Annotated in this window: 25 protein-coding genes, 4 tRNA genes and 1 pseudogene; 5 read left to right on the top strand and 25 right to left on the bottom strand. The window is 45.4% G+C overall.

Annotated elements, in window-relative coordinates; genetic code table 11:
- Nucleotides 1-206: 206 nt before the first annotated feature.
- The 4 genes from AC58QC_RS23020 to AC58QC_RS23035 are packed head-to-tail and all read right to left on the bottom strand — an operon-like array spanning nt 207 to nt 3,629.
- On the bottom strand, nt 207-1,085 hold the full coding sequence (locus AC58QC_RS23020; RefSeq protein ID WP_497417393.1) for an ADP-ribosylglycohydrolase family protein: 879 nt from the start codon (nt 1,083-1,085) through the stop codon (nt 207-209).
- A gap of 34 nt (nt 1,086-1,119) precedes the next feature.
- A complete protein-coding gene (locus AC58QC_RS23025; protein WP_497417394.1) occupies nt 1,120-2,160 on the bottom strand; it encodes an AAA family ATPase in 1,041 nt (346 codons plus the stop codon).
- Nucleotides 2,136-2,801 carry a nicotinamide riboside transporter PnuC gene (pnuC, locus tag AC58QC_RS23030; RefSeq protein ID WP_497417395.1) on the bottom strand — a complete coding sequence of 222 codons (666 nt, stop codon included), beginning with the start codon at nt 2,799-2,801 and terminating at the stop codon, nt 2,136-2,138. Before pnuC ends, AC58QC_RS23025 begins: the two co-directional genes overlap by 25 nt.
- Before the next feature lie 57 nt (nt 2,802-2,858).
- A complete protein-coding gene (locus AC58QC_RS23035; RefSeq protein ID WP_497417396.1) occupies nt 2,859-3,629 on the bottom strand; it encodes an NUDIX domain-containing protein in 771 nt (256 codons plus the stop codon).
- A 181-nt stretch (nt 3,630-3,810) separates the two neighbouring features.
- Here AC58QC_RS23035 and AC58QC_RS23040 point away from each other — a divergent pair, with 181 nt between their 5' ends.
- Complete coding sequence (locus tag AC58QC_RS23040) at nt 3,811-4,122, top strand: hypothetical protein (RefSeq protein WP_497417397.1); 312 nt, start codon at nt 3,811-3,813, stop codon at nt 4,120-4,122.
- A gap of 69 nt (nt 4,123-4,191) precedes the next feature.
- On the opposite strand, the gene AC58QC_RS23045 is transcribed toward AC58QC_RS23040, so the two are convergent.
- The 6 genes from AC58QC_RS23045 to AC58QC_RS23070 form a co-directional block, all read right to left on the bottom strand.
- Complete coding sequence (locus AC58QC_RS23045) at nt 4,192-6,441, bottom strand: rhamnogalacturonan lyase (RefSeq protein WP_497417398.1); 2,250 nt, start codon at nt 6,439-6,441, stop codon at nt 4,192-4,194.
- A gap of 149 nt (nt 6,442-6,590) precedes the next feature.
- A tRNA-Leu gene (locus AC58QC_RS23050) sits at nt 6,591-6,672 on the bottom strand.
- 16 nt (nt 6,673-6,688) lie between these two features.
- Nucleotides 6,689-6,760: transfer RNA gene (locus AC58QC_RS23055), tRNA-Glu, on the bottom strand.
- 372 nt (nt 6,761-7,132) lie between these two features.
- Nucleotides 7,133-7,221 (bottom strand) — tRNA-Ser (locus AC58QC_RS23060).
- Between the two features lie 3 nt (nt 7,222-7,224).
- Nucleotides 7,225-7,300: transfer RNA gene (locus AC58QC_RS23065), tRNA-Asn, on the bottom strand.
- Nucleotides 7,301-7,319: 19 nt separating this feature from the next.
- Nucleotides 7,320-7,793: a SprT family protein gene (locus AC58QC_RS23070; RefSeq protein WP_497417399.1), complete on the bottom strand. Its 474-nt coding sequence runs from the start codon at nt 7,791-7,793 to the stop codon at nt 7,320-7,322.
- Nucleotides 7,794-7,977: 184 nt separating this feature from the next.
- On the opposite strand from AC58QC_RS23070, the gene AC58QC_RS23075 reads away from it, so the two are divergent.
- The 3 genes from AC58QC_RS23075 to AC58QC_RS23085 all read left to right on the top strand — a co-directional run bounded on the left by AC58QC_RS23075 (nt 7,978) and on the right by AC58QC_RS23085 (nt 9,529).
- Nucleotides 7,978-8,331: a hydrolase/acyltransferase gene (locus AC58QC_RS23075; RefSeq protein ID WP_497417400.1), complete on the top strand. Its 354-nt coding sequence runs from the start codon at nt 7,978-7,980 to the stop codon at nt 8,329-8,331.
- Between the two features lie 73 nt (nt 8,332-8,404).
- Complete coding sequence (gene cmpA, locus AC58QC_RS23080) at nt 8,405-8,569, top strand: cortex morphogenetic protein CmpA (RefSeq protein ID WP_141692697.1); 165 nt, start codon at nt 8,405-8,407, stop codon at nt 8,567-8,569.
- Nucleotides 8,570-8,863: 294 nt separating this feature from the next.
- A complete protein-coding gene (locus AC58QC_RS23085) occupies nt 8,864-9,529 on the top strand; it encodes a hypothetical protein (protein WP_497417401.1) in 666 nt (221 codons plus the stop codon).
- A gap of 265 nt (nt 9,530-9,794) precedes the next feature.
- Here the strand turns inward: AC58QC_RS23085 and AC58QC_RS23090 are convergent, their stop codons facing one another.
- The 6 genes from AC58QC_RS23090 to AC58QC_RS23115 form a co-directional block, all read right to left on the bottom strand.
- Entirely contained in the window at nt 9,795-11,978 is a 2,184-nt protein-coding gene (locus tag AC58QC_RS23090; RefSeq protein WP_497417513.1) for a Tex family protein, read from the bottom strand.
- 199 nt (nt 11,979-12,177) lie between these two features.
- A complete protein-coding gene (locus AC58QC_RS23095) occupies nt 12,178-12,528 on the bottom strand; it encodes a type II toxin-antitoxin system PemK/MazF family toxin (protein WP_028553893.1) in 351 nt (116 codons plus the stop codon).
- A gap of 3 nt (nt 12,529-12,531) precedes the next feature.
- Nucleotides 12,532-12,813 (bottom strand): CopG family ribbon-helix-helix protein, encoded by a 282-nt coding sequence (locus tag AC58QC_RS23100; protein WP_028553892.1) that lies wholly within the window; start codon nt 12,811-12,813, stop codon nt 12,532-12,534.
- Nucleotides 12,814-13,029: 216 nt separating this feature from the next.
- Nucleotides 13,030-14,220 carry an alanine racemase gene (gene alr / locus AC58QC_RS23105; protein ID WP_497417402.1) on the bottom strand — a complete coding sequence of 397 codons (1,191 nt, stop codon included), beginning with the start codon at nt 14,218-14,220 and terminating at the stop codon, nt 13,030-13,032.
- Nucleotides 14,221-14,243: 23 nt separating this feature from the next.
- On the bottom strand, nt 14,244-15,569 hold the full coding sequence (locus AC58QC_RS23110; RefSeq protein WP_497417403.1) for a YecA family protein: 1,326 nt from the start codon (nt 15,567-15,569) through the stop codon (nt 14,244-14,246).
- Nucleotides 15,570-15,741: 172 nt separating this feature from the next.
- Nucleotides 15,742-16,920, bottom strand: a complete 1,179-nt coding sequence (locus tag AC58QC_RS23115; protein ID WP_497417404.1) for a LolA family protein — start codon at nt 16,918-16,920, stop codon at nt 15,742-15,744.
- A gap of 217 nt (nt 16,921-17,137) precedes the next feature.
- Here AC58QC_RS23115 and AC58QC_RS23120 point away from each other — a divergent pair, with 217 nt between their 5' ends.
- Nucleotides 17,138-18,217: an acyltransferase family protein gene (locus tag AC58QC_RS23120; protein WP_497417405.1), complete on the top strand. Its 1,080-nt coding sequence runs from the start codon at nt 17,138-17,140 to the stop codon at nt 18,215-18,217.
- 6 nt (nt 18,218-18,223) lie between these two features.
- Here the strand turns inward: AC58QC_RS23120 and rfbC (AC58QC_RS23125) are convergent, their stop codons facing one another.
- The 9 genes and pseudogenes from rfbC (AC58QC_RS23125) to rfbC (AC58QC_RS23165) all read right to left on the bottom strand — a co-directional run bounded on the left by rfbC (AC58QC_RS23125) (nt 18,224) and on the right by rfbC (AC58QC_RS23165) (nt 25,634).
- The gene (gene rfbC / locus AC58QC_RS23125) at nt 18,224-18,769 is read right to left on the bottom strand and encodes a dTDP-4-dehydrorhamnose 3,5-epimerase (RefSeq protein WP_497417406.1); all 546 of its coding nucleotides are present in this window, start codon (nt 18,767-18,769) and stop codon (nt 18,224-18,226) included.
- Nucleotides 18,770-18,926: 157 nt separating this feature from the next.
- Nucleotides 18,927-19,055, bottom strand: a complete 129-nt coding sequence (locus tag AC58QC_RS23130) for a hypothetical protein (RefSeq protein ID WP_497417407.1) — start codon at nt 19,053-19,055, stop codon at nt 18,927-18,929.
- A gap of 86 nt (nt 19,056-19,141) precedes the next feature.
- On the bottom strand, nt 19,142-20,548 hold the full coding sequence (locus tag AC58QC_RS23135; RefSeq protein ID WP_497417408.1) for an undecaprenyl-phosphate glucose phosphotransferase: 1,407 nt from the start codon (nt 20,546-20,548) through the stop codon (nt 19,142-19,144).
- A 6-nt stretch (nt 20,549-20,554) separates the two neighbouring features.
- Complete coding sequence (locus AC58QC_RS23140; RefSeq protein ID WP_497417409.1) at nt 20,555-21,421, bottom strand: glycosyltransferase family 2 protein; 867 nt, start codon at nt 21,419-21,421, stop codon at nt 20,555-20,557.
- Nucleotides 21,422-21,519: 98 nt separating this feature from the next.
- Nucleotides 21,520-22,482, bottom strand: coding sequence for a glycosyltransferase family 2 protein (locus AC58QC_RS23145; RefSeq protein WP_497417410.1), 963 nt, complete (start codon nt 22,480-22,482; stop codon nt 21,520-21,522).
- A gap of 127 nt (nt 22,483-22,609) precedes the next feature.
- Nucleotides 22,610-23,455 carry a dTDP-4-dehydrorhamnose reductase gene (gene rfbD / locus AC58QC_RS23150; protein WP_497417411.1) on the bottom strand — a complete coding sequence of 282 codons (846 nt, stop codon included), beginning with the start codon at nt 23,453-23,455 and terminating at the stop codon, nt 22,610-22,612.
- The gene (gene rfbB / locus AC58QC_RS23155; protein WP_497417412.1) at nt 23,452-24,474 is read right to left on the bottom strand and encodes a dTDP-glucose 4,6-dehydratase; all 1,023 of its coding nucleotides are present in this window, start codon (nt 24,472-24,474) and stop codon (nt 23,452-23,454) included. Before rfbB ends, rfbD begins: the two co-directional genes overlap by 4 nt.
- A gap of 81 nt (nt 24,475-24,555) precedes the next feature.
- Nucleotides 24,556-24,841 (bottom strand): annotated as a pseudogene (locus AC58QC_RS23160) (adenylyl-sulfate kinase); the annotation flags it as partial.
- A 232-nt stretch (nt 24,842-25,073) separates the two neighbouring features.
- Nucleotides 25,074-25,634: a dTDP-4-dehydrorhamnose 3,5-epimerase gene (rfbC, locus tag AC58QC_RS23165; RefSeq protein WP_497417413.1), complete on the bottom strand. Its 561-nt coding sequence runs from the start codon at nt 25,632-25,634 to the stop codon at nt 25,074-25,076.
- Nucleotides 25,635-25,643: the final 9 nt, after the last annotated feature.

Here is a 25,643-nt window from a genome sequence, read left to right on the forward strand (position 1 = left end):
TTCATCACCTCGTCTTTATTTATATTTGTATAATAGCATCCGCCTATCAGATAAATTTCTGTGATTTCTAGAATTTCTTACAAGATATTAAGTAGTCGGCCCTTGGATAATTCCAATACAATAGGCATGAAAAAACGGACAGAGTGAGCGCCACCGTTTCTAGGTGCTTTCACTTGTCCGTAAGTTATTTTCATATTCACTGCATACTATGCCCTTACCCCAATCAATCTCACCACTATCTCATCCAACCGCTCCCTAATTAATATCGCCTCCGCATACTTAGCCGGAATCTGCTCATAGCCATAATAAATACCTGCCAACCCACCAGCAATGGCACCAATCGTGTCAGAGTCACCGCCTAAGTTAGCCGCCCTTTGAACGACTTCGCTAAAGTCGGAAGCTTCCAGCAAAATGTGGAGCACCCAGCGGAACGTATGAACAACAAAGCCGCTAGTTTCACAATTTGGCGCTGACGTGAGCATATTTTCATACTCCGTTCCGATCAACTCCTCCTGGATCACTGCTTTCATCTCTTCTCCCTGCAGAAGACGAAAAGCAATGCGATTATAGAGGATGCAAGCTTCATTGCATCTTTCGTCATAGTGGGTCATTTTCGATTGCATATGGGAAATTCGCTCGATATCCTTCCAATCCGTGTACGCCAAAGCAACAGGCAAACAACGCATTAGTGAACCATTGCCCGCACTTTGGCCCATCTCATTGTGAGTTAAGTAAGCTGCCTCGAACCAATTCCCTTCATAATTCTCAAAAGTATGTCTGATGATATTGCCGATATCTTTGGGCCTTGTTTGATACCAATTCATAAACTGAACACCTATGGCATCCAAAGGGTCTCTGGGGTTTTCCAAAATCCCCTCCGCCACACACAACGTCATCATCGTGTCGTCCGTCACTTCACCGGGCTCTAACCGCCAGGCACCTCCACCGATAATCTCCGTCAAATACCCGTATCTCGCTTTGATTTCTCTGACACTCATAAATTCAGTTGTTCCACCCAAAGCGTCCCCAATAGCGACACCGTAGAGCCCACCCTTGATTTTGCCCAACATGTCATTTTCGTTCATATTTCTACCTCCCCGTAGTCTGTTATCGATCTATTTAGTTTAGCTGCCCTTCCATGCCTGCCAGTAATCGCTCTCCCAAGCTTTGATATTTACCAAATTGCTTAAGGATCTTAGTTACCTTATCTGCCCGTTCATCCAGTGTCCCGCTTACGATGAAATAGGGGATTCTTCTCATTTGGAGATCAGCTATAATTTGCTTTTGAAAAGAAAGTCTCTGCACTTCACCGGAACGATCCCAGGTATCTGCGTAGGGAATGTCCGTATCACAAACAAATACACAATCATACCGTGACGCTGCTTCAACTGCTAATTGCGTTAATCGAGGCGTCGCTTTGCCATGATAATAATGTGAAAACATATATGTCGTAATCGCATTCGTATCTACAAAAATGACTTCACGCGCATCCTGTACGAGACGATCCTCCATCTCTAGATGACCCTCCGCGATTTCTTCCAGCTGCTCTAAGGATAATCTTCGATCCACTTGGTGTTTCTCCCAATATTCTCGACCATACTCCGCCATCCAGACGGTGTTCATCTGTTTCGCCATATAAGCAGAAAGTGTGGATTTGCCAGTTGATGGAGCCCCAAGGAATACGACTTTGGCAATCATATCCTCATACACAACAGAGTTGAGAAACTGTCTATTGGCAAAAGGCTTATGACGCACTTGCGTGCCAGAAACCGGGAATGTTACCCGATCAGGATCGACCAGACGGTTCTCTGCCTCCAGAGCTAAACTCATGTGATCACCATAAAACTCACTGGAGTAAAAGTGTGTAATCTTCCGCCCCTCCAGCTTCTGCAGAATATAGGCTTCATGCATACTTTTAATCGCAGGCGTATCACCTATCTCCATGGGACCGTCCCATGCCTCGATAACCTGTACTTGAGGGTAAAGGGTACGGATCCAATTGGAGCGCACACGCAAGGGAATATCCGTCGTTTCGGGACAATCATAGATGACAACAATCACTTCATCTGTTTCTTGGATGGCCGTTTCGATCATGAGTTGATGACCTAGATGAAGCGGCGCAAACTTCCCAAGTGTTAGGCCTGTTCTGTGGTGTGACATACTTGCTCCCTCCGATCTACGAACTGTAGCTCACGTCTCCATGAGATGTATCCCGCTGTGGCAATGATCAAGAAGATAACGTACAAGAAAGCTAGTGTATACAAATCTTTATACGCATACATCGCGATGGACATAACATCGACAGCAATCCAGCAAAGCCAGTTCTCCAATACCTTGGATGAGAGCAAATATTGAGCTATGAGGCTCAGCGTGGCGATCAAAGCATCTACATAAGGAATGGATGCGTCCGTATACGATTTTAGTACATATCCCCAGAGGATTGTTACCGTTACAAAAAGCAGACTAAGAATTAACGTGAGTCGGATGGTCAACTTTCGAGTGGGTCGCACCTTGGTACCTTCTCTCTTCGTGAGCCAAATGATCCAACCGTACACACTTAGCACGAAAAAGAACACCTGCAGCATCGTATCCGCATAAAGTTTGGCTTCCCAAAACATCAAGAAGAAACAGCCCACATTGACCAACCCGATTGGCCATGCCCAAATATTTTCCTTAGCTGTCAACCAGACACACAGTAACCCTGTTGTCGTTGCCACGATTTCAATTGGCGTTGAGGACGTGTAAACGGCAATTGCCATCATACAAATGAATAATGCGGCTAGAGTCCATACTTTTTTCATGTAAAACTCCTCCTGATAATATCATAATGACAATATCAAAATATAAAAGAGAAGCGCCTAGCTGTAAATCGACAGCTGCGGCGTCAGATCGGTAAAACAGTATAACTGCGCTGCTCTTTGCGAGTAGCGATTCGAAAGCTTCAACTCTCCGTGTCGATCACGCACTTCCTCAATAATTCCCTTGCGGCTCTGCGTCGAGGTGATCTTACGAATGAAGTTCCGTTCTTCGAAATGCGGCACTACCGTTTGAATCACTTGATATAGCTCACCAATCGTGAACTCCTCGGGGAGAAACTCCTTGGCTATCGTCGTGGTGATCATCTTTGCCTGAATTTGATGCAAAGCGTCTGTCAAAATCTCCCTATGATCAAAGGCCAGCTCCAAACGAAGCGCCTCTTCTAAAGGAAATAAGCGTACATCTACCGCATCCGTATCAGCGCGCCGCTCTGCCAACTGCTTCTCGTGAACTAAGGCGAAGAACGCGTGAGAGATGATCCATCCTCTGGGATCACGCCCGGGAGTACTGTAAACGTTAAAATATTCCATATGCACATCCGCTACGCCTGTTTCCTCTTGGAGCTCCCGCCGCGCGCATTCATACATACTTTCCGACGCTTGACAAAACCCGCCAGGTAAAGCCCATTGGCCTTCGAAAGGCCACTGTTTTCTTTGAATCAGCAGGACCTGCAGTTCCCGAATGGGAAGGGCCTTCTTCGTTGAATGCTTTTCAGTAGACGTAATCGTGAAGATAACGATGTCGCTAGGGGCGCCATCTGGAGTTCGATATTTATGAGAAGTGTAGGGTGATTGATTTTCGTTAGCCTCCATTGTGCCACCTGCTTCCGTAACTTTTAATGTCGTTTCGATACTATCATTATGACATATTAATTAAAAATGTCAAGTCATATATTGCTCCCCTTTTTTGACACGGAATGATGAACCTGTTGTAATAAGTGTATGAACCCTCTACGATGTACGAGAACATCCCCATGGACAAAGGAGGACCCCTATGGATCCGAAAGTCAAACAAGCCTTATCAGTGACACTTCACAACTGGCAGGCGATGACCTCTTATCAAAGTGATGAGAAGGAAGCTGTGGCTGATCAATTTCAGTCTTCATTCTATGTATTCATCGAGACGGTACGCGATTGGGTACTCCGTCAAGACCCCCTGCCTCTAACACTGGATGATATGCTTGAAATCGATATGATTCAAGATATTTTCGACCTGCTTCCTGCACCGTTGCATTTGAATTTCGAGACCGAATTAGAGTTAATTATAGATCGTGTAGAACGTGTTGATGAAGATAAATACGATTGATGACAGCAAAAAACCTGAAAATCCTTAGAAAAGGAATTTCAGGTTTTTCTTGTGATGCGATGGGAGGGATTAATAATTTGGCAAATGCAGATTTAAAATCGGAACCTTTGCCCAATCAATGTCTGACGCTAAATAAAAACTTGTATAGCAAGGCTGATTATATACAACGTTTTGCCATGCGATACCGGTTCTGTATTGAGGATCGTGCATCAACGTATATAATTTTCGGTCTGTTACCTCGGTGCTCAGGTAGATTCGAATCGCCGAACTATCATCTGTGCGAACCAGCAGCTCTTCTCTCCAATCCCCGAATACATCCGCAACGAGGCAGGGATTTCCCTTGGTTCCGTTGTTGGAGACCGTTCCTTCTGCCGTCAGGAGCCGGCCTCGTTTCCAATCATCAATAGCAACAGGCTGATCGAATCTACCACTAATGATCTGGGTTGTCATGTTGGCCGACCACTTGATGCTCATGTTCGTACCTGGAACCTGCTTTGTAATCTGTTCCCCTGTGCATGTCATCAAGCCAAAGGCTTCGTCGCTTTCATAATCCTCGCTGCACCACGTTTGAAGGCCCCGGTGATTCGGATCAACCTGTCCGATCATCCCACGCCCCACGTCATCGACAGCGAAGCCACCGTACAATACCTCACCCGTCGCCGCATCACGCAGCGTATATCCGTATGGTCCCCTTGCGCCGCTTTCATGAACCATGAAAATCTCCAATCCCTGCCGATCCGGATCGATGTTCGCTACATGAAGGGCATCGCCATGGCCGAGCTTGACTATATTGCCAGGCGATTTACTTTCGGGTGGCATCATCCCTCGGGAGCTGTACAGAATCGTTCCATCATGGTCGATGGTAGCCGCCCCATAAATAATTTCCTGGCAGCCATCCGCGTCCACATCAGCAATGCTAAGAGAATGCGCCCCTTGCTTGGCGAGACTGCCAAAGTTCTCATTTCGGCCGTCTTCCATACGAAGCGTGTCATGGAAAGGATTATTCATCGTAACCCATCCGCTGTCCACGAACCAATTTTCCTTCAACTGTGTTCCATCCCATGAATAGGAGATGACAGCAGCCCGGGTGTAATAGCCGCGGGCGAAGATCGCATATGGCTTTGTGCCGTCCAGATAGGCCACACCAGCGAGGAATCGATCCACCCGATTGCCAGGCTCAATGCGATTCCAAGCGTAATCCCCCCACATTAGACCGTCGTCATGCCGGCCTGGCTTATAACGGATCGTCTGCAATTCTTCACCCGTCTGTCCATTGAACACGGTTAAATATTCAGGTCCCTCGAGAATGAAGCCTTCGAATGACCGCAAGTTGTTGCGCCCGCTCCGACTGGGAGCGTAAACGTCGAAAAAGTAATCGGCAAGCCGCTCCGCATCCTCCCTAGACAAAGGATACCTGTAGAGACGATCGATCCCGAAGCACTCTTCCAGCGTCGCGGGCCAATGCCCCGCCACGACCTCTTCATGTACGTGCCAGTGCATGAACATTCGAACAATATGCTTGTAATAGTCCGCACTGCTCATTCTGTAGTCGTCCTTATGGCTGTACCCTGCGGCTATATCCTCCAGAGGCATAGTGATATAGGTTTCAAAGGATGGCCTTCCCTCCTGATCGTATCGGATTACCTTCGTTCCAGGGGCCGTCTTGAAAATTAGCTCAGCTTTCCCATCTCCGTCAAAATCATAGACGAGAAACTGAGTATAGTGAGCACCTGCCCGAATATTCACACCGAGTTCAATCCGGTAAAGCAGGGTTCCGTCCAACTTATAGCAGTCGATGTATACGGGACCGGTGTAGCCGGAATGCGATACGTCCTTCGAATTGGAAGGGTCCCATTTTACGAAATACTCGTACTCTCCGTCGCCATCAACGTCCCCTACACTCATATCATTGGCCGAATAGGTATAAGGTTGGCCAGTTGGAGTGACGCCGTCAGCAGGCTTTCTCAAAGGCAGTTCATAGTACGGAGTCACCCATGGGGTGACATCAGCACTTCGGTCGACTTCTTGTCCATCCACGACGGCACAAATATTATAAACCGATGCAAGCGTCCCGCTGCGGTCCAAATAGTTAGTGCTGTCATGAACAGCAGCGATACGGACATCATCGCGATATAGGTTAAAATCGGTACCGATCAATCCTTTGTCACTATATCCCGTCACTTCATTCCCAAGCAATCTCCAGCTGAGAAATACACCTTCAGATGTAGCAGCTGCAACTAGCCCCCGGCCAAGGTATTCCAGCTGCACCTTAGCACTCTTCTTTTCGTCATAGGCTTGCTTATCATGGAATGTTTTCATAATATGGATTCCCCACCTTACGCCATTCGATTTGTTGATACCTTCTCATCCAATTTATTCCTGTTTAAATAATACATCAACAAGAGGAATTAGTATCCATTTTATAACAAAAAAACCCTTACTAAGTAAGGGTTTTCCTAAAGCTGGGATGCGGTCGGAGGGATTTGAACCCTCACGCCTTGTGAGCGCCACCCCCTCAAGATGGTGTGTCTGCCGTTCCACCACGACCGCAAGAGAGATAAAACAATGACCCGTAGGGGACTCGAACCCCTGTTACCTCCGTGAAAGGGAGGTGTCTTAACCACTTGACCAACGGGCCATAACATCGTCATTGAACATTTCAGCCCGTTATGGACGACTAGTGTTATTATAAAGGATTCCGCTTCCGTTGACAAGCCTAATTTATGGAATTAAGTCCAGTTAAAGCTGGTAAATAAGGGGCCCACATGTCCGCATTACTTAAACAGGTATCAGACACCAGCAACTGATAGGCGGTTAAGGCTTTTGATACATATCACGATCGCGTATCGAGAATAGTTTAGCCATTGGGAGTTCCTCCATCGTGAAGCTTTTTATTCACTATTGAGGACAAACGTTTAACGGGTATTAGAAAATTGTTGGAATTGGTTGAGGTTGAGATAAACAAAAAAATAAGCCCAACGGCAAGAATGCCATTGAACTTATTTCGTGACGGAGAGAGAGGGATTCGAACCCTCGCACCGCTTACGCAGTCTAACCCCTTAGCAGAGGGTCCCCTTATAGCCACTTGGGTATCTCTCCATATGGCTCCCCGAACAGGACTCGAACCTGTGACAACTCGATTAACAGTCGAGTGCTCTACCAACTGAGCTATCAGGGAATGAACAAGTTTTATTTTATTATGAAGGCGCTGTTAAGTCAAGTGTATACGATTTCAATTTTCCCCTACAATTCCCACAGGCAAATTTGCGAACATCCATTTTACGTTTGCGAAAATACTCCGTCTTGCAATTCACGCACTCCAGCCTATATTTATAGGCTTGCTTCGCCTTGGGCCGCGGTAATGATTGGCAAAATCGGGTACCGCCGACTTGTGCAAGCAAGGTTTTGAAATCATGATCACGATGCTTGTAGCCTCGCTTCAAAATATGCAAATGATAATGGCACAGCTCATGCTTAATGATCTTCTCAATTTCATCCCTACCGTAGGTCTCCCACTGGCTCCAACTGATTTCAATATCATGCGATTTCATAAAATAACGTCCACCCGTCGATCGCAACCTTCGGTTAAAACGGGCCTGATGAACGAAAGGTCTCCCAAACGATTCCATAGAAATCTGCTCGATCCATTGCTGCAGCTCTCGATCTTCCATTCACAAACACTCCCAATGACAAGTCACGAACACGGCTAATGACAACCCTTAAATACTTCGAATGACAACCCTTAAATACTTCGAATAACAAGTTCTTACTTGAATTTGTACCGTATGTACGGCTATACTGTCAAGTAGAAAAGAAGATCGAACGCCCTATACAGAAAGGATTTGAACCATCCCCATGCCACAAATGCGCTATGCGATTTTGAAGCTTGACCAACAATTGGAATTCGTTGAAATGCCTTCCTCCTATTCCTATCAATTAACAGCATTGAACCAACGTTTGCACAAAGAATTAGAGAAATTAACCGCTGATCATGTCCCGCAGCTTCCTCGTGTGATTGCTGAATGTGATGACTTGGAATTGATCGGTACAATGTATACGCTAATCCAAGGCTTGGATTACATCAACCGTCTTGAGAAAACCTTCGCAGGCATTCAAGAGAAATCATATCCATTGATCTCTTTACTCACCGAAATCCGCGCGCTTCAAGCCCAGCTTGAGCAATGGTACGAAGAGGAATTTGATCTCTAAAAATAAAGGACCTGCACCCAATTTCCTAAACCTTCATATGCTATAAGTACATGGCGAAGAAGGGGATGGGCATATGCCGCAGTGGCTTTGTAATCAATTAATGCGTGCCTTCCAGAACAAAAACCGCAGACAAATTCGATTATTGAACGATAGCTGGTACTTTTACCGCACTCGCCGCTCACAAGAGGAGTGGCCTGACAGCCAATCGACGGACGGACCAAGCAAACGTAAATTTTGATCAAAAGGCTAGTACTTGTGCCACAAGTGCTGGCTTTTTTGCCGTGGATACATAGCGTTGCAGAATAAGTGACATGAATAAACATTAGGTAAACAGTATACGAATCTGATGACCTCGAGGAAAAGAATAAAATAGTTGCATATTTGAAATGATCCCTCTATACTGTAAATAAATGTAACAAAAAGTAAACAAATACGGATACCTGAGTGAAGCACACTCGAGCTTGCAGATACCTCTGCAGTTCGTTTGTGCTTTTTTTGCGTATTCGTTTCTAAAGAAGGGGGACTTAATTAAATGCAGCAAAATAGCAGTCAGTGGCTACGCAGAATGCGTGAGAAGCATCGTTGGCTTTTGGGGATAAGGGAAATAGGCGTTCAGGTTCAGGTGCGAGAGGAAGGGAATCGAAGAGGTCAAGTGATGCAACAGGAAGTAGATCGAATAGTTCGAGTACAAGAGAAAGGGGAAAGAACAGGTCAGGTGCTGAAGAAAGGAGATCAGATAGGTCAAGTTCAACAGAAAGGAGATCGAACGGGTCAAGTGCAACAGAAAAGAGATCGAACGGGTCAAGTGCAACAGAAAGGAGATCGAACGGGTCAAGTCCAACAGAAAGGACATCAAAACAACCTGCAGGACGGGAATAGTCCCTCTGTTAGCATCAAAAACAACGTCATCCCATTGGAAGAAAGAAGGGTAGCTTCTATCAGCAAACCGCATCCTCCCACCCTCGCTGAGCTTGAAGCGGACGTGTGGGAGCTGCGGAAGCAGTTTATCCTCCAGATTGCCAATCAGCGAAATGGTAAAGTTCGGCTTATGGATGTAGCAGCCGAGTGCAATGTAAATATTCGTATCGCTGCAAAGTGGCTCACCCGTCTCTCCATGGAGGGAATGCTCTCCCTTATTGCTGGTAAGCGATATACAATGACTTATTTGGTGAAGGAGGTGAGAGGCACTCAAAAGTAGGGGAACTCAAACACACCTCGATGATTAGCTGTATAACCTACAGTTAATTTCAGAGATTCCGGCGTAATTCGGAGATTAACTGGAAAAGCTCCATCTATTTTTGCTCAAATTGACGGTTTTGGAGGAATATTTAGAAATTAGCTACATGAAATCCAGTTAATTCAGTAAATATGGGGGGAGCGAGGAAATTAGATGGAGAAAATCCAGTAAAAAAAAGCAGCTGGGACCTAACTCCCAACTGCCATAATCAACTGATCTCATTAACCTACTGCTGCGGTTTCTTCATCGTTAAGCCTACGCGGCCTTTTTTCTGGTCCACGTTGAGCACCCATACTTGGACGATGTCTCCAACGGAAACCACATCCATCGGATGTTTCACGAAGCCGTTCTTGAGCTGGGAAATGTGCACCAGCCCATCGTTCTTAATGCCGATATCGACGAATGCACCGAAGTCGATAACATTGCGCACCGTGCCGGTCAATTCCATGCCCGGCACAAGGTCCTCCAGCTGCAGCACGTCAGTGCGGAAGATCGGCGCTGGGACTTCGTCCCGCGGATCTCGCCCAGGCCGCTGCAGGCTGTCTAGGATGTCCCGCATCGTCGGGACACCAACGCCAAGCTTAGGAGCCAGTTCCTCTGGCTCCAGCGTCTGCAGCAGCGCTAGCAGCTGCTGTGACCCAAGCTGCGCGAGATCGATGCGCAGCTCCTTGAACAGCCGATCCACCACGTCGTAAGACTCCGGATGGATCGGGGTGTTGTCGAGCGGGTTCCGCCCGCCCGGAATCCGCATGAACCCGACACACTGCTCGAAGGATTTCGCGCCGAGACGCGGAACCTTCGACAGCTCCTGGCGGGAGCTGAACTTGCCATTCTCCTCGCGATACTTCACGATGTTCTTCGCTAATGTCGCGTTTACCCCCGACACGTACGAAAGCAAGGACGGGGACGCCGTGTTCAAGTCCACCCCAACATGGTTAACGGCCGATTCCACGACGGCCTTCAAGTTCTCGTCCAGACGTTTCTGCGAAACGTCATGCTGGTACTGCCCGACGCCGATTGCTTTCGGCTCGATCTTCACAAGCTCCGCGAGCGGGTCCTGCAGCCTCCGCGCGATCGAAATCGCGCTGCGCTCGGCGACATCGAGCTCAGGGAACTCCGTCTGCGCCAGCTTCGACGCCGAGTACACGCTCGCGCCCGCTTCGCTGACGATCAAGTACTTGAGCTTCCGCTCCTTGATCTCACCGATCAGCTCCGCAACAAACTGCTCCGTTTCACGGGACGCCGTCCCATTCCCGATCACAATCAGCTCCACGCTGTATGTGCTGATCAACTGCTTGAACTTCGCCTTCGCTTCCGCCACCTTATTATTCGGTGGGGTTGGGTAGGTGACGGCGATTTCAAGCATTTTACCGGTGTCGTCGATGACGGCCAGCTTACAGCCTGTCCGGTACGCCGGATCGACACCCAGCACCACATGGCCCTTGATGGGTGCTTGCAGCAAGAGATTCCGCAGATTTTCCGCGAAAATCTTAATCGCCTGCTCCTCGCCCATCTCCGTCATTTCACCGCGCACCTCTCGCTCGATGGAAGGAGCAAGAAGCCTTTTGTACGCATCCTCGACAATCGTGCGCAATACATCTCTTACAACCGAATCACCTCGAACGATTTGACGCAGCATGTAGTCGTGTATTTTATCCGGTTGTACATCTAGACCAACCTTCAGAATCTCTTCCCGCTCGCCGCGATTAATTGCGAGAATACGATGCGGCGGCAGGCGCTTCACTGGCTCTTGATAGGCATAGTACATCTCATAAACCGACTCTGCCTTCGCATCCTTAGCCTCTGTCCGCATAATGCCGTTATCCTGTGTATATCGACGCACCCAGGCCCGTATTTTCGCATCATCCGCGATATTCTCCGCTAGGATATCCATCGCACCTTGAATCGCCTCTGCGGCGCTTCCAACCTGCTTGTCCGCGTTGATGTACCGCGAAGCCTCTTGCTCCAGCGAGCCTTGACGAGGCTGCTTCCAAATCCACGCTGCAAGCGGCTCCAGACCGCGCTCCTTCGCAACACTAGCTCTCGTTTTCCGCTTCTGGCGGAAAGGCCTGTAGAGATCCTCGATTTCCTGCAGTTTCACAGCTTTCTCAATTGAAACGCGCAGCTCATCCGTCAGCTTGCCCTGCTCATCGATCAAACGGACAACCTCGATTTTCCGATCCTCGAGATTACGCAAATACTGTAAGCGCTCCTCGATATCCCGCAGCTGATTCTCATCAAGCTCACCGGTCATCTCTTTCCGATAACGCGCGATAAACGGAATCGTGTTGCCTTCATCCAGCAGCTCCATCGTCGTCTTCACTTTGCCGGTAGGCAGCTGTAACTCAGCGGAGATTTGCTTCAGGATCCGTTCCTGAATCTCCGCTTTTTTCTCCGCAGGAATCTGGATTTTCTCCTTCGGTGCCTCATACTCGCTTGCTTTTGGCTTATTTCCCTCCGTCTCGGCCACTTCAGCCTTTGGCCCTGCCTTCACGTTCACCTCGTCCACATTAGCCACAGTCATACCTCGCTTCTATTCATCGTATGTATATGTATGTACAAACCAAAAAACGAGGGTCCCTATCGCCCTCGTCCGTTCCAGACCTTATTCAAAATTCTATCAGTCCCACACTAATTTGCAAAGCGTCGTCAACCTTTCGCATTGTTTCTTCGTCCAAATGCGTAATTTTGTCCGTCAGTCTTTGCTTGTCGATTGTTCTGATTTGCTCAAGCAGAATGACCGAATCTCGATCGAAACCGTGCGTCTCCGCATCGATTTCCACATGCGTGGGAAGCTTTGCCTTTTGGATTTGAGCTGTAATCGCTGCAACAATCACAGTGGGGCTAAAGCGGTTGCCGATATCATTTTGGATCACTAGAACAGGACGGACTCCTCCCTGCTCCGATCCTACGACCGGCGAAAGATCTGCGAAAAATACATCGCCACGTTTCACAATCACGTCTTACACCCCGCTTACTAAGCGATCAAGCGTACCGTCCGCTTCTTCCTCCGCTTGAAAAGCTTCAGATGCCATGCTGAGATTTATTTTCGCCATTTCCATATACCCACGCTGCATGGATTCGCGTAGACTGCGCTTTTTGCGTTCAATTAAATACAGCTTCATTGCCTGACGAATGAATTCGCTCCGATTGGAGTTCTCCTTCTCAACAATTCCGTCCACTTCTTGCAACAGATTGTCAGGCAAGCTAATCATGATCCTTTTCGTATTATGCGCATTGCTCACACTCTCGCACCCCCAGAAACGATACAAAGACAATATTACCAGTATGTCATTCCAAAAACCAAATTATACAATAGAATATATGCCTCCGGTATATCAAATATGTTACACCTTAAGATATAAGATTGTTATTACTTAGTATTCTATACCCTATTCTGAAAATCCTCTCCAATAGCTGCAAAATTTACATGGTAAATTCATGCAGGGCTTCCCCCCGTCCTAATAGCGGTGTCGCATGAGAGGATTTAAAGCCTCAACCCGCTCCCCATTTCGCACATAAACACGTGCAACACGGTGTGAAATCATACAAATGATTTCATAATTGATCGTCCCCAATTGACGAGCCACATCTTCAGCTGAAATTCGTTCTTCGCCCTGCTCTCCGATGAGAACAACCTCATCTAGTGCTTGCACATCAGGCACATCCGATACGTTGATCATACATTGATCCATACAGATTCTGCCGACGATTGGCACTCTTTTGCCACGAACCAGCACATCGGCTTTACCCGAAAGCATTCGCGAGTACCCGTCCGCATAGCCAATCGGCAATGTCCCAATTTGCTCATCACCCTTGGTGTGATAAATCGTTCCATAACTAACACCTGAACCCGCTGGCAGCGTTTTGAGATGAACAATGCCTGTTTTCAGGCTCAGCACCGGCTTTAGCTCAATCTTCGTTTGATCAACATCCTCGGAAGGATACAGACCATACATCGAGATCCCGAGACGTACCATCGAATAGGTTAAGTCTGGCAAATCAATAGCCGCCGCGCTATTCCCCGCGTGAATATAAGGGAAACTCACACCTTTAGCTGTAAAATAGCTTACGATCCGCTCAAACCGGGCGTATTGCTCCAGCGTATAGCTCTTATCGACTTCATCTGCATTCGCATAATGCGTGAAAAGGCCTTCCACTTCCACATCGGGCAGCGTTAATGCTTCCTCTATGAAAGGAATCGCATCTGCTTCCGTGTGCAAGCCGAGTCGCCCCATACCGGTATCCAGCTTGATATGGATTTTCAGCTTCTTCTGCGGTGCACTCTCCTGCTTACGTCCTTGCTCACGCAGCGCTTCCAACACATCACGACTATACACCGCAATGGTTACATCCAGCTCCCGTGCCCGATTAATCCCTTCAGGCGGCGTGTAGCCGAGTACAAGAATGGGTGCAGTGATCCTAGCATTTCGAAGTTCCAACGCTTCATCAAAGAATGCGACACCCAAGTAATCCACACCCGCGGCGAGAACCTCTTTGGATACCTCTACAGCCCCGTGTCCGTAAGCATCCGCTTTTACGACTGCCATCTGCTTCATGCCCGCAGGCAGTACCTTCTGAAAATGTTCAATGTTGCTACGCAGCGCATCTAACGATATTTCCACCCACGTGGGACGATAAAAAGCATCCACAAGCGTTCACCTCTTCAATCTAATTACAAACAACATTTTTTATATTTCTTACCGCTGCCGCATGGGCATGATTCGTTACGTCCGATTTTAGGTTCGGCAGCAATGCTAGGTGTAGTATTAAGCACATAGGCTGCCTCATTCACGAAATAACGGAATACTCGGTTTCCAGACTCTAATACTGTCATGACTACCGGCTGCCTTTCATTCGCATACTTCATTTCAGCGTCTGGAAGGTATACTGCACGGATCAATCCGAAACGCACCAAAATTGTAGCTACCGCATGTAAAAACACATCAACACTTGTATCCAGCAAAATACCGGATTGCCGGTGCTTATCCCATTCTTTTTTCACATTATGCTCATGGCCAACAGCCCAGCTTGCTAACACACTTGCGATGGCTCTTCTCCAGGCTTGAATATCTTCTGGGCGACCACCTTCGTTAACTTCCTCGAGAATCCCCCAGTTCACTCGATTCCAGAGCGCATCCAAGAGAACCGCAGCTTGTTCCTGCTCTGTAAGCGCCAAGTAAAAGGCTAATTGCTTCGCATTCACCGTAAGTTGTGTTCCTTCTTCCGTCATTCCTAGCACTAACGCTACATAGAAAAAGAATTGGTATACGGGCTCTTGATCCTGATTCAGTGTTGGTTTACGGAAAAGCTGCAGGTTCTGCTGCTCATCGAACTCGCTCCAGAACTTGCGCGGCAAATGCTTGCGCGCAGCGGACAACTTGACGTTCTTTCCGGTCTGTACGGCCTCGAGAAAAGCTCTGAATTCCGCTACGATTTGTGGTACTGGTGTCCGCCCATCCATCCAAAGCTGATACAGCTTCTGGTCAACCACAAGTGGCTTCAGCTTTCGCTTGGAAGACGGTGTATGTTCTTCAATATATGCTTCTATATCATTCGAGTTCAGCCAACGTTCCAGCGCGTAGTCATTATCTGCTCCCATGTACTGCTCGAATCGCTCTTCGAAATAAGATTTATACTTACATACTTCATTTATTGAAGTGTATTGTTCTTTTGAAATTCTAGATGTCACTTGAAGGAATTGAATCCACTTTTTAAAAGAAGTTAAATAAGCACCAATATCGGATTCCTTTGTGCTAAGCACATGGCTGATTAAGAAACGGCCGACGAAATCGACAATCGTTTCACCTTTTACATCCTCATAGCTGATTCCATAACGCACGAAATATTCTGTCATCACAAAGTCCATGCGATCCACGTGTTTGTTAGCCGTTTCTTGCTTCAACTTCCCCTCATCATTCAAAAACGTCGCGAAAGCTTTCGTCTCATTTTCCCAAAACTCTCGTTGCTGTTCCCAAGTCATTTCATTCATGTCTGTCATCCTAAACACTCCAATTATCTATTCGCTCCAAAGTTGCATTATACCAAAAAAACGCCCGTTCGTGGGAGTTGGTTAAATCTTCTTGCGATTTTATCACAAATTTTTTGTATAAAATGAGAAAATGGCCCTGCAACCCAAGGTCGCAGAGCCTTATTTCCACACGGGTCAGAGCTTATTTCCCCGACTGTCCATCCGTCGCCATCGCGACTTGAATCATTTCATTCACTGGCATATCGCCTGTGAACATACGGAACTCAACGCCATCGTTCGTCCAAGTCAGTGTTCTAGGCTCATCCTTTGCCCCATTCCCCGTGATCACTCCAACCGTGAACCCGAGATCGACAATGTCCCCTGGCGGCAGTGAAACAGATTTGGCTTGAGGTCTAACCTCGATCAGATTGAAGCTATATTTCCCTTTATATCGTAAAAGAACCGCGGCGTCCTCACCTAGCTTCATATCACTGATGTCTTGTTTCACAACATCCTTAGGTAGGTAGTACGGCTCAACAATACCAATACTTTGCGCTTTGGCAGCTGCTGGCGCAGACTTCGTCGCATCCGGTTTCGTTGCACCCGTGGCTTTGGATTGATCGGATTGTCCACCTGTTGCGGACAGGTTTTTGTCCGTTACGGATTTGCCTCCAGTCGCAGACGGATGATCCGCATCTGTGACAGCAACGTCAGCTGACGTAGGCATTGTTTGCTGCAAATTCCAACTGGTCATATTACGCTCCATTTGGAAATAATCCTTATCGAACTTCGTATCGAATTCAAAATTCGTGAAATTCACTTGCACCAATACATTCTGATTCGCATCTGACACTTGAACTTGCGCAGGTGCGAGTGTTTTCTTATTCAGCCAGATCTTCTGGCGAGAAAGTTGTTCATTCTGGTAGTTCGCAGCAACATCAAACACGTAGGCATCCTTGTCCGTCGTAAATTGGCGATCCTTATCTGCAATGATACTCTTCGCTAAAGATTGGAACAGATACACTTGACCTTGATTTTCTGGCCAATCACTTTGGAAGCGGAAGCTCTTCTTCAAATGTGGCGTCAATACGAATACGCCTTCTTCATTACGCAGAACGATCTGAGTAACATCCTTCGTGGCATTCGTCAGGGAAATCCGATAGAAATGCTCCGGCGAGAACGCCACCTCAACCTGATACTCCTGTGGCTGCTGCCCTGTGTTCAGAATCATGCTACCTGATGCTTGATAGCTGCTCGACTTGCCCATCACATGATCCAAATCCTTTACGATAGATCCTGCATCCTTTTTACCCATCCCGCATCCTGCGAGAACCAATGCTACGCACATTACCACTGCTACTACCCATGTGACCCGGCGCATTCGATCATCCCCTCACTCATGATTAACATCAACATAGTACATGCATATGAGGGGACTTGTTCGATTATGCAGACGAGTTGGGGCTTGGCCGTGAAAAAGCATTCGTAAAAGAATTATTAAACAATTCAGCTGCCTTTCAGGTTGTATACATAATTTATTCACAGTCTTCTGGCATGATATTTAGTTGTATCCATATTCATGAACCGGAGGAGTTCTTTTGATTAATAATCACAGAATCGTGCTTCAAGCATCGCGAGGAGCCGCAGCCTTCTTTGTGATGCTGTTTCATATTTCAGCCATGTCACTCAAGTACTTTCAATTCGACTTTCTAGGGATCGGTACTTTAGGACGTTCAGGAGGTGTAGATTTCTTTTTCTTACTTACTGGTTTTCTACTGTATCATACTTATGGTCATAAAATTGGAACTAAAATAACTGTTATTCCCTACTTAAGGAATCGACTTATACGTATTTATCCCTTCTACTGGTTAATTACACTCATTGTGCTGCCTGTCTATTTTCTCGTTCCAAGCTTTGGTTATGGATTTGAGACACATAAAGATACTATCATCAAATCATTCCTACTGATCCCCCAAACTCATGGTCCGGTATTGCCTGTCGCTTGGTCGTTAAGTTATTTTGTATTATTTTACTTGGTGTTCAGTCTTCTTATGGCTCTTGGGAAAAAGCCAGCCTACTTCTTAGTTTCCATATGGATTACAATAACACTTTGCCATGTTCTAAATGTACCTATGATAAGTGCTGATATTGACCGACATTTCTACCTAAGCTTCCTCTTTAGTGAGGTTAACCTAGAATTTATTGCAGGCTGTTTATTGGCCAAATGGGCTGAGCATCAAAGAAATAAACACTACAAACATTTGATAATAATAGGTGCCCTTTGCTTTGTGCTGATATGGATAAATAACAAGTACCTTTTTATCCCTTATCACAATTATCTCCTTTACATCATTCCTGCTACATTTGTCCTATTAGGCGCTTCTTCTGTTCCTGAACAACTTCAGTTGCCATATTGGGTGAAGAGCTTGAGTAAGCTAGGAAATGCTTCATACACAATTTTACTAACTCATCTATTGTTTATTTCAATTTTAATGAAGTTGAGTGTAGCGACTCATATAGTTGACTATCTTGGCTTCCTTTTCACAGATCTAATTATTGTGGCGATGACCGTTCCCCTTTGTTATATGACCTATAGACTTGCTGAGAAACCGCTCGTGACAGGGCTCAAAGACGCAACAAGTTTACGTCCTTCCCAATCATCAAATCCTATCTCCTAGGCAATCTTATACTACTAACTCCGCATCCTTCAACAAAGGGTGCTTTTCATCTTTCGCTGATAAAATAGGGTTGCTCGTTGGCCACGTTATGCCGATTGCTGGATCGTTCCACAGAATCCCTCTATCGTGTAGGGGCGAATAGTAGGCATCCACCTTATACAACACCTGCGTCCGCGGCTCTACCGTACAGAAACCGTGGGCAAAACCCTGCGGGACAAGCAGCTGGCGCTTATTGGATGCACTGAGCGTAACACCAATCCATTGGCCAAATGTGGGGGAGCTTGTGCGAATGTCCACAGCCACATCGAAGATCGCTCCCGCAATTACCCTGACAAGCTTTGTTTGCGCATGTGGGTTCAATTGATAATGTAGCCCGCGCAGCACGCCAATTTCTTCCGATAGCGAATGATTATCTTGCACAAAATCGATCGTAATCCCCTGCTCTGCCAGCTTTGCGGCATGATAACTTTCCATAAAAAAGCCCCGATGGTCCGCATGCACCTCAGGTTCAACAATCACAAGTCCTGCTAAAGTTGTTGTTGTAATCTTCATACTTTCTCTCACCTCTATTTCTAACATATGCAAGAGTGTCGTAGAAAGCCTCAGACAATGGTTTATAGGCAGGTGGCCGATCACAAGTAGTCTGAAACGTAAAAAGGCCACCAAGGGCTTCACAGCCCCAGCAGCCTCTTCCTTGTATGAGATGGAACTACCACATATACACAATGCACGAAATAATACCTGCCCAAATCAGGGAACCGAACACCACACCGACTATCAATCCTTTGCCAATCGACAAATGATTATCATCTTGGTAAGCGTCTTCATGATCGATCATAGCCAAAACCTCCCCGCCTACTCAGTATATGCAATAGTATGGGGAAAATGTTGGCGAATCATGCGGGTGGTTTCAATATTTTTTAATCAATATGCGTTTTTATTAATAAAGCCGTTAACAATGGTTCTCCAAATAATTTTAATATCAAATAAAAAAGTCCAGTTTTCGATGTAGAAAATATCATGCCTAATTCGTTCCTCGATCGACGTGTCGCCACGCAAACCATTACTCTGCGCCCAACCCGTAATACCCGGCCTAATGTGATGCTTCACCATATACTTCGGTACTTCTTCCTTAAATTGTTCCACGAAATAAGGACGCTCCGGCCTTGGTCCGACCACACTCATATGACCAAAGAGCACATTGAAGAACTGCGGCAACTCGTCAAGACTTGTTTTGCGGAGGAAAGTACCGACCTTCGTGCGCCGCGGGTCATTTTCCACCGTCCACTCCGTATTCGAAACGGTATCTCCGAGCACCTTCATGCTGCGGAACTTGTACATCATGAAGTTTCTGCGATTCAGGCCCACACGTTCTTGCTTGAAGATGATTGGGCCTTCGGAGGTTAGTTTTATGGCGAATGCAGCCGCTAGCATAACAGGTAATGTGATGATAATCGCAATGGTGGCGAAAACAATGTCGAAAGCTCGCTTGAATGTGCGATTCCTAAACTCATCCAAGGGAATGTCTCTTACATTGATGAGCGGCATATCTGCAAAGTTATCGAAATAAGGTCGTGAAGGAAGGAAGTCATAGAAATCTGGAATAATGAGAGTTTTGACCCCAGCTTTTTCACAAACATTAATGATACTACCGAACTTCTGATGGGCGTCCAAAGGAAGCGCAATAATGACTTCATCTACAATTAGCTTATCCAAAATAGGTTCTAATTCATCAATTTTCCCTATCACCGGTTTAAAATTGTGATACGGCATCTCATGCATCTCTTGATAATCATCGAGAAAACCAACCACTTCATACCCTAACTCCGGGTGTTGTTTCAGCTTCGTATAGAACTGACGGCCTAATGAGCCTGCACCAAGAATAAGAATGAATTGCTTGTTATAACCCTTTTGACGTACTCGTTTCAGTGAGATTTTGATCATATAGCGGTAGAAGCTAATGAAAAGAATGTTATTTACCAGAAAGAGTAATAGATATGACCGTGAGACGTCCACTTCTTTGAGAATAAACAAAACACTGAGCAGCATCAATAAGCTAAACGCATGTACTTGAATGATTTTCAAAACCTCGAAAGAGAACCGTTTTCTCCGCTTCGGCGTATAGAAATTCACCAAATAACTTATAAATATCGCGATAATCGCGTATGTTATACTCCACATCACATAGTGTTTAAAAGGCAGAGGAGCACCGTAAGGAATCCAACCGCTTTTAAATTTCAGCCACCATGAGAGTAGAAACACGAGCTGAATACATATAAAATCGGCAAGTGCGTATAGTTGAGTCAAGAAGCCTTGACTTTGACGAATCAATCGAAATCACCTCAATGGACGTAATTTATTTTTCGCTAGTGAAAGGCCGAATTTCACACCTACACCTGCATAAACCATCGCATTAGTCAGCCATGAATACTTCCTACGATAGTGCTTATTATGAAACAAAATCATAGCCCGATGGAACTCATATATGATCTTATATGGCTTCCTTCGGCTGCTTGCCCCTTTATGATGAACAATCTGTGTTCTAGGGTAATAATAATTCACCCATCCAGCCTCCTTAATTCTATAACACCAATCGATGTCTTCACCATACATAAAAAATTCTTCATCGAGCATACCCACCTGTTCGATCGTTTCGCGGCGGACGAACATGAACGCTCCGACAAGGGAGTCGATCGGATATGGTTGGTCCGGATCTAAATATCCCAGTTGATATTGATTGAACCGCGGAATGTTGGGGAATAGCTTGGCAAATCCAAACGCATAGTAGAATGATGCTGAAGGCGTCGGGAAGCCTCGCTTACATGCTTTGTCAAGTGAACCGTCGGGTAGGACGATTTTACAGCCACTAGCGCCTACAGTAGGATTCTCGTCCATGAAACGCAGCATGATGTCTAATGTGTCTGGTTGAACGATGGTATCGGAGTTCAGGAGCAGTACGTAACGACCTTGGGCAATACGAATGCCCTGGTTGTTGGCTCTGGAGAAGCCAACATTGTCGGTATTGGTGATCGTGGTAACCAGTGGGAAACGATCCTTCACCGCTTCGATTGCACCGTCGTTAGATGCGTTATCGATAAGGATGATTTCATACGTGTATGCTGTAGTTGACGAAAAAACCGATCCAATGCAAGCTAGCGTCAGATCTTTCGTTTTGTAATTGACGATGATAATGGATGAATCCAAGGGATGACCTCATTTGTTGGTTGATATCTGTCATTATAACATGGGTATATTAAAATTAGCCTAAAAAATAAGACCAGCTTAGGCTAATCTTAGGTAATTTATTTTGTAAACCATTTGTTCACTTCAGTCGACGCCACTTTTTGCTTGTTACGAATGATGATTCTCTTCTGCTTCAATTCAGTATATTTACGATAAAAATCTATCCATGCACCTAATAATTTGGGCTCACGAAGGAGTGCGTAACCAAAACTAAGACATTCGTATACAAACAAAGGAATGATATTCGTCATCACTGTAGAGATGCGATCGTTCTTCACCATCATTTTATAACGATTGATATAAGATAGTCTCCTAACAAAAAGCGGTTTGCTGCTCCTGCCCCCTTCCTTCCAGCCCCGTTCATGATACGCAATCGCAGTTGGCTCATAAAATGCCTTCCAACCTAATAATTGCGCTCGCCAAGCCACATCCACGTCTTCTTTATATGCGAAGAAATCCTCATCGAAAAATTCGCCATTTAAGCTTATATCATTAATCATTTCACGAGAATACATGGCTGCAGCTCCAGAAACACCAAATACCTCTTCAGTATGAGTGAAGTGATTATTAGGCTGATGTGCGCCGCGGTCAAAGGCTCTTCGCGCCTTGTTTATAATGAGACCTGTACTATCAATGTCATGAGGGACTGCTTTAAATAATAATTTGCCCGTTGCACTGCCTGCATAAGCATGACTTTGAAGCGTACGAATCGTGTTAAGCACATAATCAGGTTCAATGACGACATCTGGATTCAGGATTAAACAATAATTAGTATCCGTCATCCGAATAGCTTGATTATGTCCCCCCGCGAATCCATTGTTCAGCTCATTACTAATAATAGTGCACTTTTCCTGCCATTGGGCAAGCTTTTGTTCCGAATTATCCTTTGATGCATTATCTATGATGATGATATTGTCGATTGGATGAGATTGATTTAGAACCGCTTTCAAGCAATCGTCAATATGCTCAGCGCTATTGTAAGTTACGATATGGACACTGACTGTCCGTTTATTAACCTTCACACTATTTAGCCTCTTCTTCTTGTCTATTATACGGAATTGGAAACTGAAACAAAACGACATTTTTCATCAGGTCTCTCTCATCAAAAAAAGCCATCAGTATGCAATTAAGCACACTAACAGCTATCTTTTAGTTCTCCCTTTGCTCGTTCAAAAAAGCCTGTAGCCCGTCCCGCCAAGGTCGCAAATCCTCAAATCCATTCACTCGAATCGCTTCATGCTTCATTGCTGAATTCCGGGGTCTAGGAGCAGGTCTCGGGAACTCGTCCGTTGTACATGGCTCAACCTTGATCTTCACGCCACTTTCTTCAAAAATGGCACACGCAAAGTCATACCACGAACAAATACCAGAGTTAGAAGCATGATAGATACCGTAACGATCCGTTTGAATCAGTTGTTCAAGGAAAACTGCAAGATCAACCGTATATGTAGGAGATCCAAACTGGTCACTGACAACTTTTAAGGAGTCTCGTGTTCTCGCTAAATGCAACATCGTTTTCACAAAATTATTACCGTAGATGCCATAAACCCACGATGTTCTTACAATAAAATGCTTCGATGATAACGCTTGAACATGAATTTCTCCAGCTCGCTTCGACTTCCCATACACACTTTGAGGGTTAGTAACATCATCTTCACGATAAGCTTGCGAAGACGTACCATCAAAGACATAATCCGTGCTGATATAGACGAATTTCGCACCAACACTTTCAGCTGCAAGGACAAGATATCTAGTTCCCTCGGCATTTACCCGAAATGCCATTTCTTCTTCAGTTTCTGCTAAATCAACAGCCGTGTAAGCCGCACAATGGATAATAACATCCGGATTACTTTCCGTGATGACTTGTAGACACTGGGCTTCATTCGTAAAATCTAACTGATCTCTTGATAGACCAAGTACCTCATGTTTTTGCCCAAGAGACTTAACAACATCTTGTCCAAGCTGTCCATTAGCTCCGGTTACAACGATCCTCACGACCGAGCACCTAACCTCGAACCGTATTGCTCGTTGAAATACTTTTGATACTCACCCGTTTGAATTCGTTTCCACCAGTCTTGATTGTCCAAGTACCAACGAATCGTCTCTTGAATGCCTGTCTCAAAATTATGCTTTGGCTTCCATCCAAGCTCATTCGTAATCTTCGTTGCATCAATGCCGTAACGGCGGTCATGGCCTGGACGATCTTTCACGAATTTCATCAAAGATTCGGGCTTTTTTAGCTCACGAAGTATGGCTTGAATGATTTGAATGTTCGTTCTCTCGTTATTCCCACCAATATTGTAGACCTCACCGCTGATTCCCTGATGCAGAACTAAATCAATTGCACTACAGTGATCCTCTACATAAAGCCAATCTCTAATATTAAGGCCATCACCGTAAACGGGTAGATCCTTATCACTCAAAGCGTTGGCAATCATTAAAGGAATTAACTTTTCCGGGAATTGATAAGGACCGTAGTTATTGGAACAACGCGTGATGTTTACTGGAAGTCCGAATGTTTCATGGTAAGCTCGCACAAGAAGATCAGATCCCGCTTTACTTGCTGAATATGGACTGTTCGGAGCTAGTGGCGTTTCCTCTGTAAAAAGTCCCGTCTCTCCAAGGGTTCCGTATACTTCATCCGTAGATACATGGACAAATTTCTTAACCGCATGCTTTCTGGCTGCTTCAAGCAATACTTGAGTACCCAGTACATTCGTTTTCACGAAAACGTCTGGTTCTAGAATACTTCGATCCACGTGCGATTCCGCGGCGAAATGGACTACGATATCCACACCTTGGTCGAACAAACTGGTCACAAGTTCGGTATTGGTAATATCACCTTTGACGAATGTGTATTGACTGTTCGCTTGGATGGATGTCAAATTCTCTAAATTTCCTGCATACGTTAAAGCATCCAGATTAATGATTTCATAGCTAGGATAGCGATCCAGCATATATTGCACGAAATTGCTGCCGATAAAGCCGGCTCCGCCTGTAACTAATAGTTTCATTTATTATACCCCTCCGCTAATTGAATCCTTTTATGGGAATTATTTAATATTTCTTATTTTCATAAGATACGTGATCACCTGCTATACGGTAAGCTCTATATCTTGTTTGTCCGTTTCAATAATCAACTCCGGTCAGCAGGTTCTTCATATGGAGCAGAAATTCCTGTGAAATCTTTGAGTTCTCCTGCTCTCGCCTTCCTATATAAACCATTAGGATCTCATTGTTCGCATACGTCTATTGAACATTTTTGACATATACTTCAATAAAATCACCTTTTGGATGCAATGCTCTAACCATATCGCGATCTTCTCTATATTGAGATATAAATGCCGTAATAGTAAATAGACTGCTGTCAACGAATAATTTATCTCATTACTCTTATCGAAAAACTATGTTTGCTTAATATGAAGTAGCTAAGAAGAACACACGTTGTCTTCCGTTACTTAACACATCGAACAAAGACTAAACAAATATAAAACCATCCTTTTTTTAAAATAAACGATGATTTCAGTTTGTTGTGTATGCAGATATTTGAAAATCTCTTCAGCAAAGAGCAAGACTGGAACCGACTTCCCCCCATTCAAGCCCAGGTCGTTAGTTAATTCCGAGCTTCCTCAAAATTGATCTCCGCATCTCTCAGCAGTGGGTGTTTTTGATCTTTATCAGAAAGAATAGGTTTAGAAGTCGGCCAATCAACACCAAGAGCCGGATCACTCCAGAGAATACCTCTATCATGTTCAGGTGAGTAGTATTCATCGACTTTATAAAGCACTTGAGTATTCGGCACAAGAGTACAGAAACCATGAGCAAACCCTCGTGGTACTAGCAGTTGCCGCTTGTTTGCTTCGCTAAGAATAACCCCCACCCATTTACCGAAAGTAGGTGAATTCTTACGGATATCAACTACGACATCAAAAATAGCACCTGATACTACACGTACAAGTTTCGTCTGTGCTTTTGGGTTAAGCTGATAATGTAAGCCGCGAAGTACACCGGTTTCAACAGATAGAGAATGATTGTCTTGAACGAAGGGAAAATCTATTCCCAGTTCAGCAAACTTTTTGCTGCTATAGCTTTCCAAGAAAAATCCTCGGTGATCTCCATGAACGGCTGTTTCAACAATGTAAAGTCCTTCAAGCTTTGTTTGAACCACCTGCATGCAAACACC

The organism is Paenibacillus sp. J22P51, from assembly GCF_059692215.1.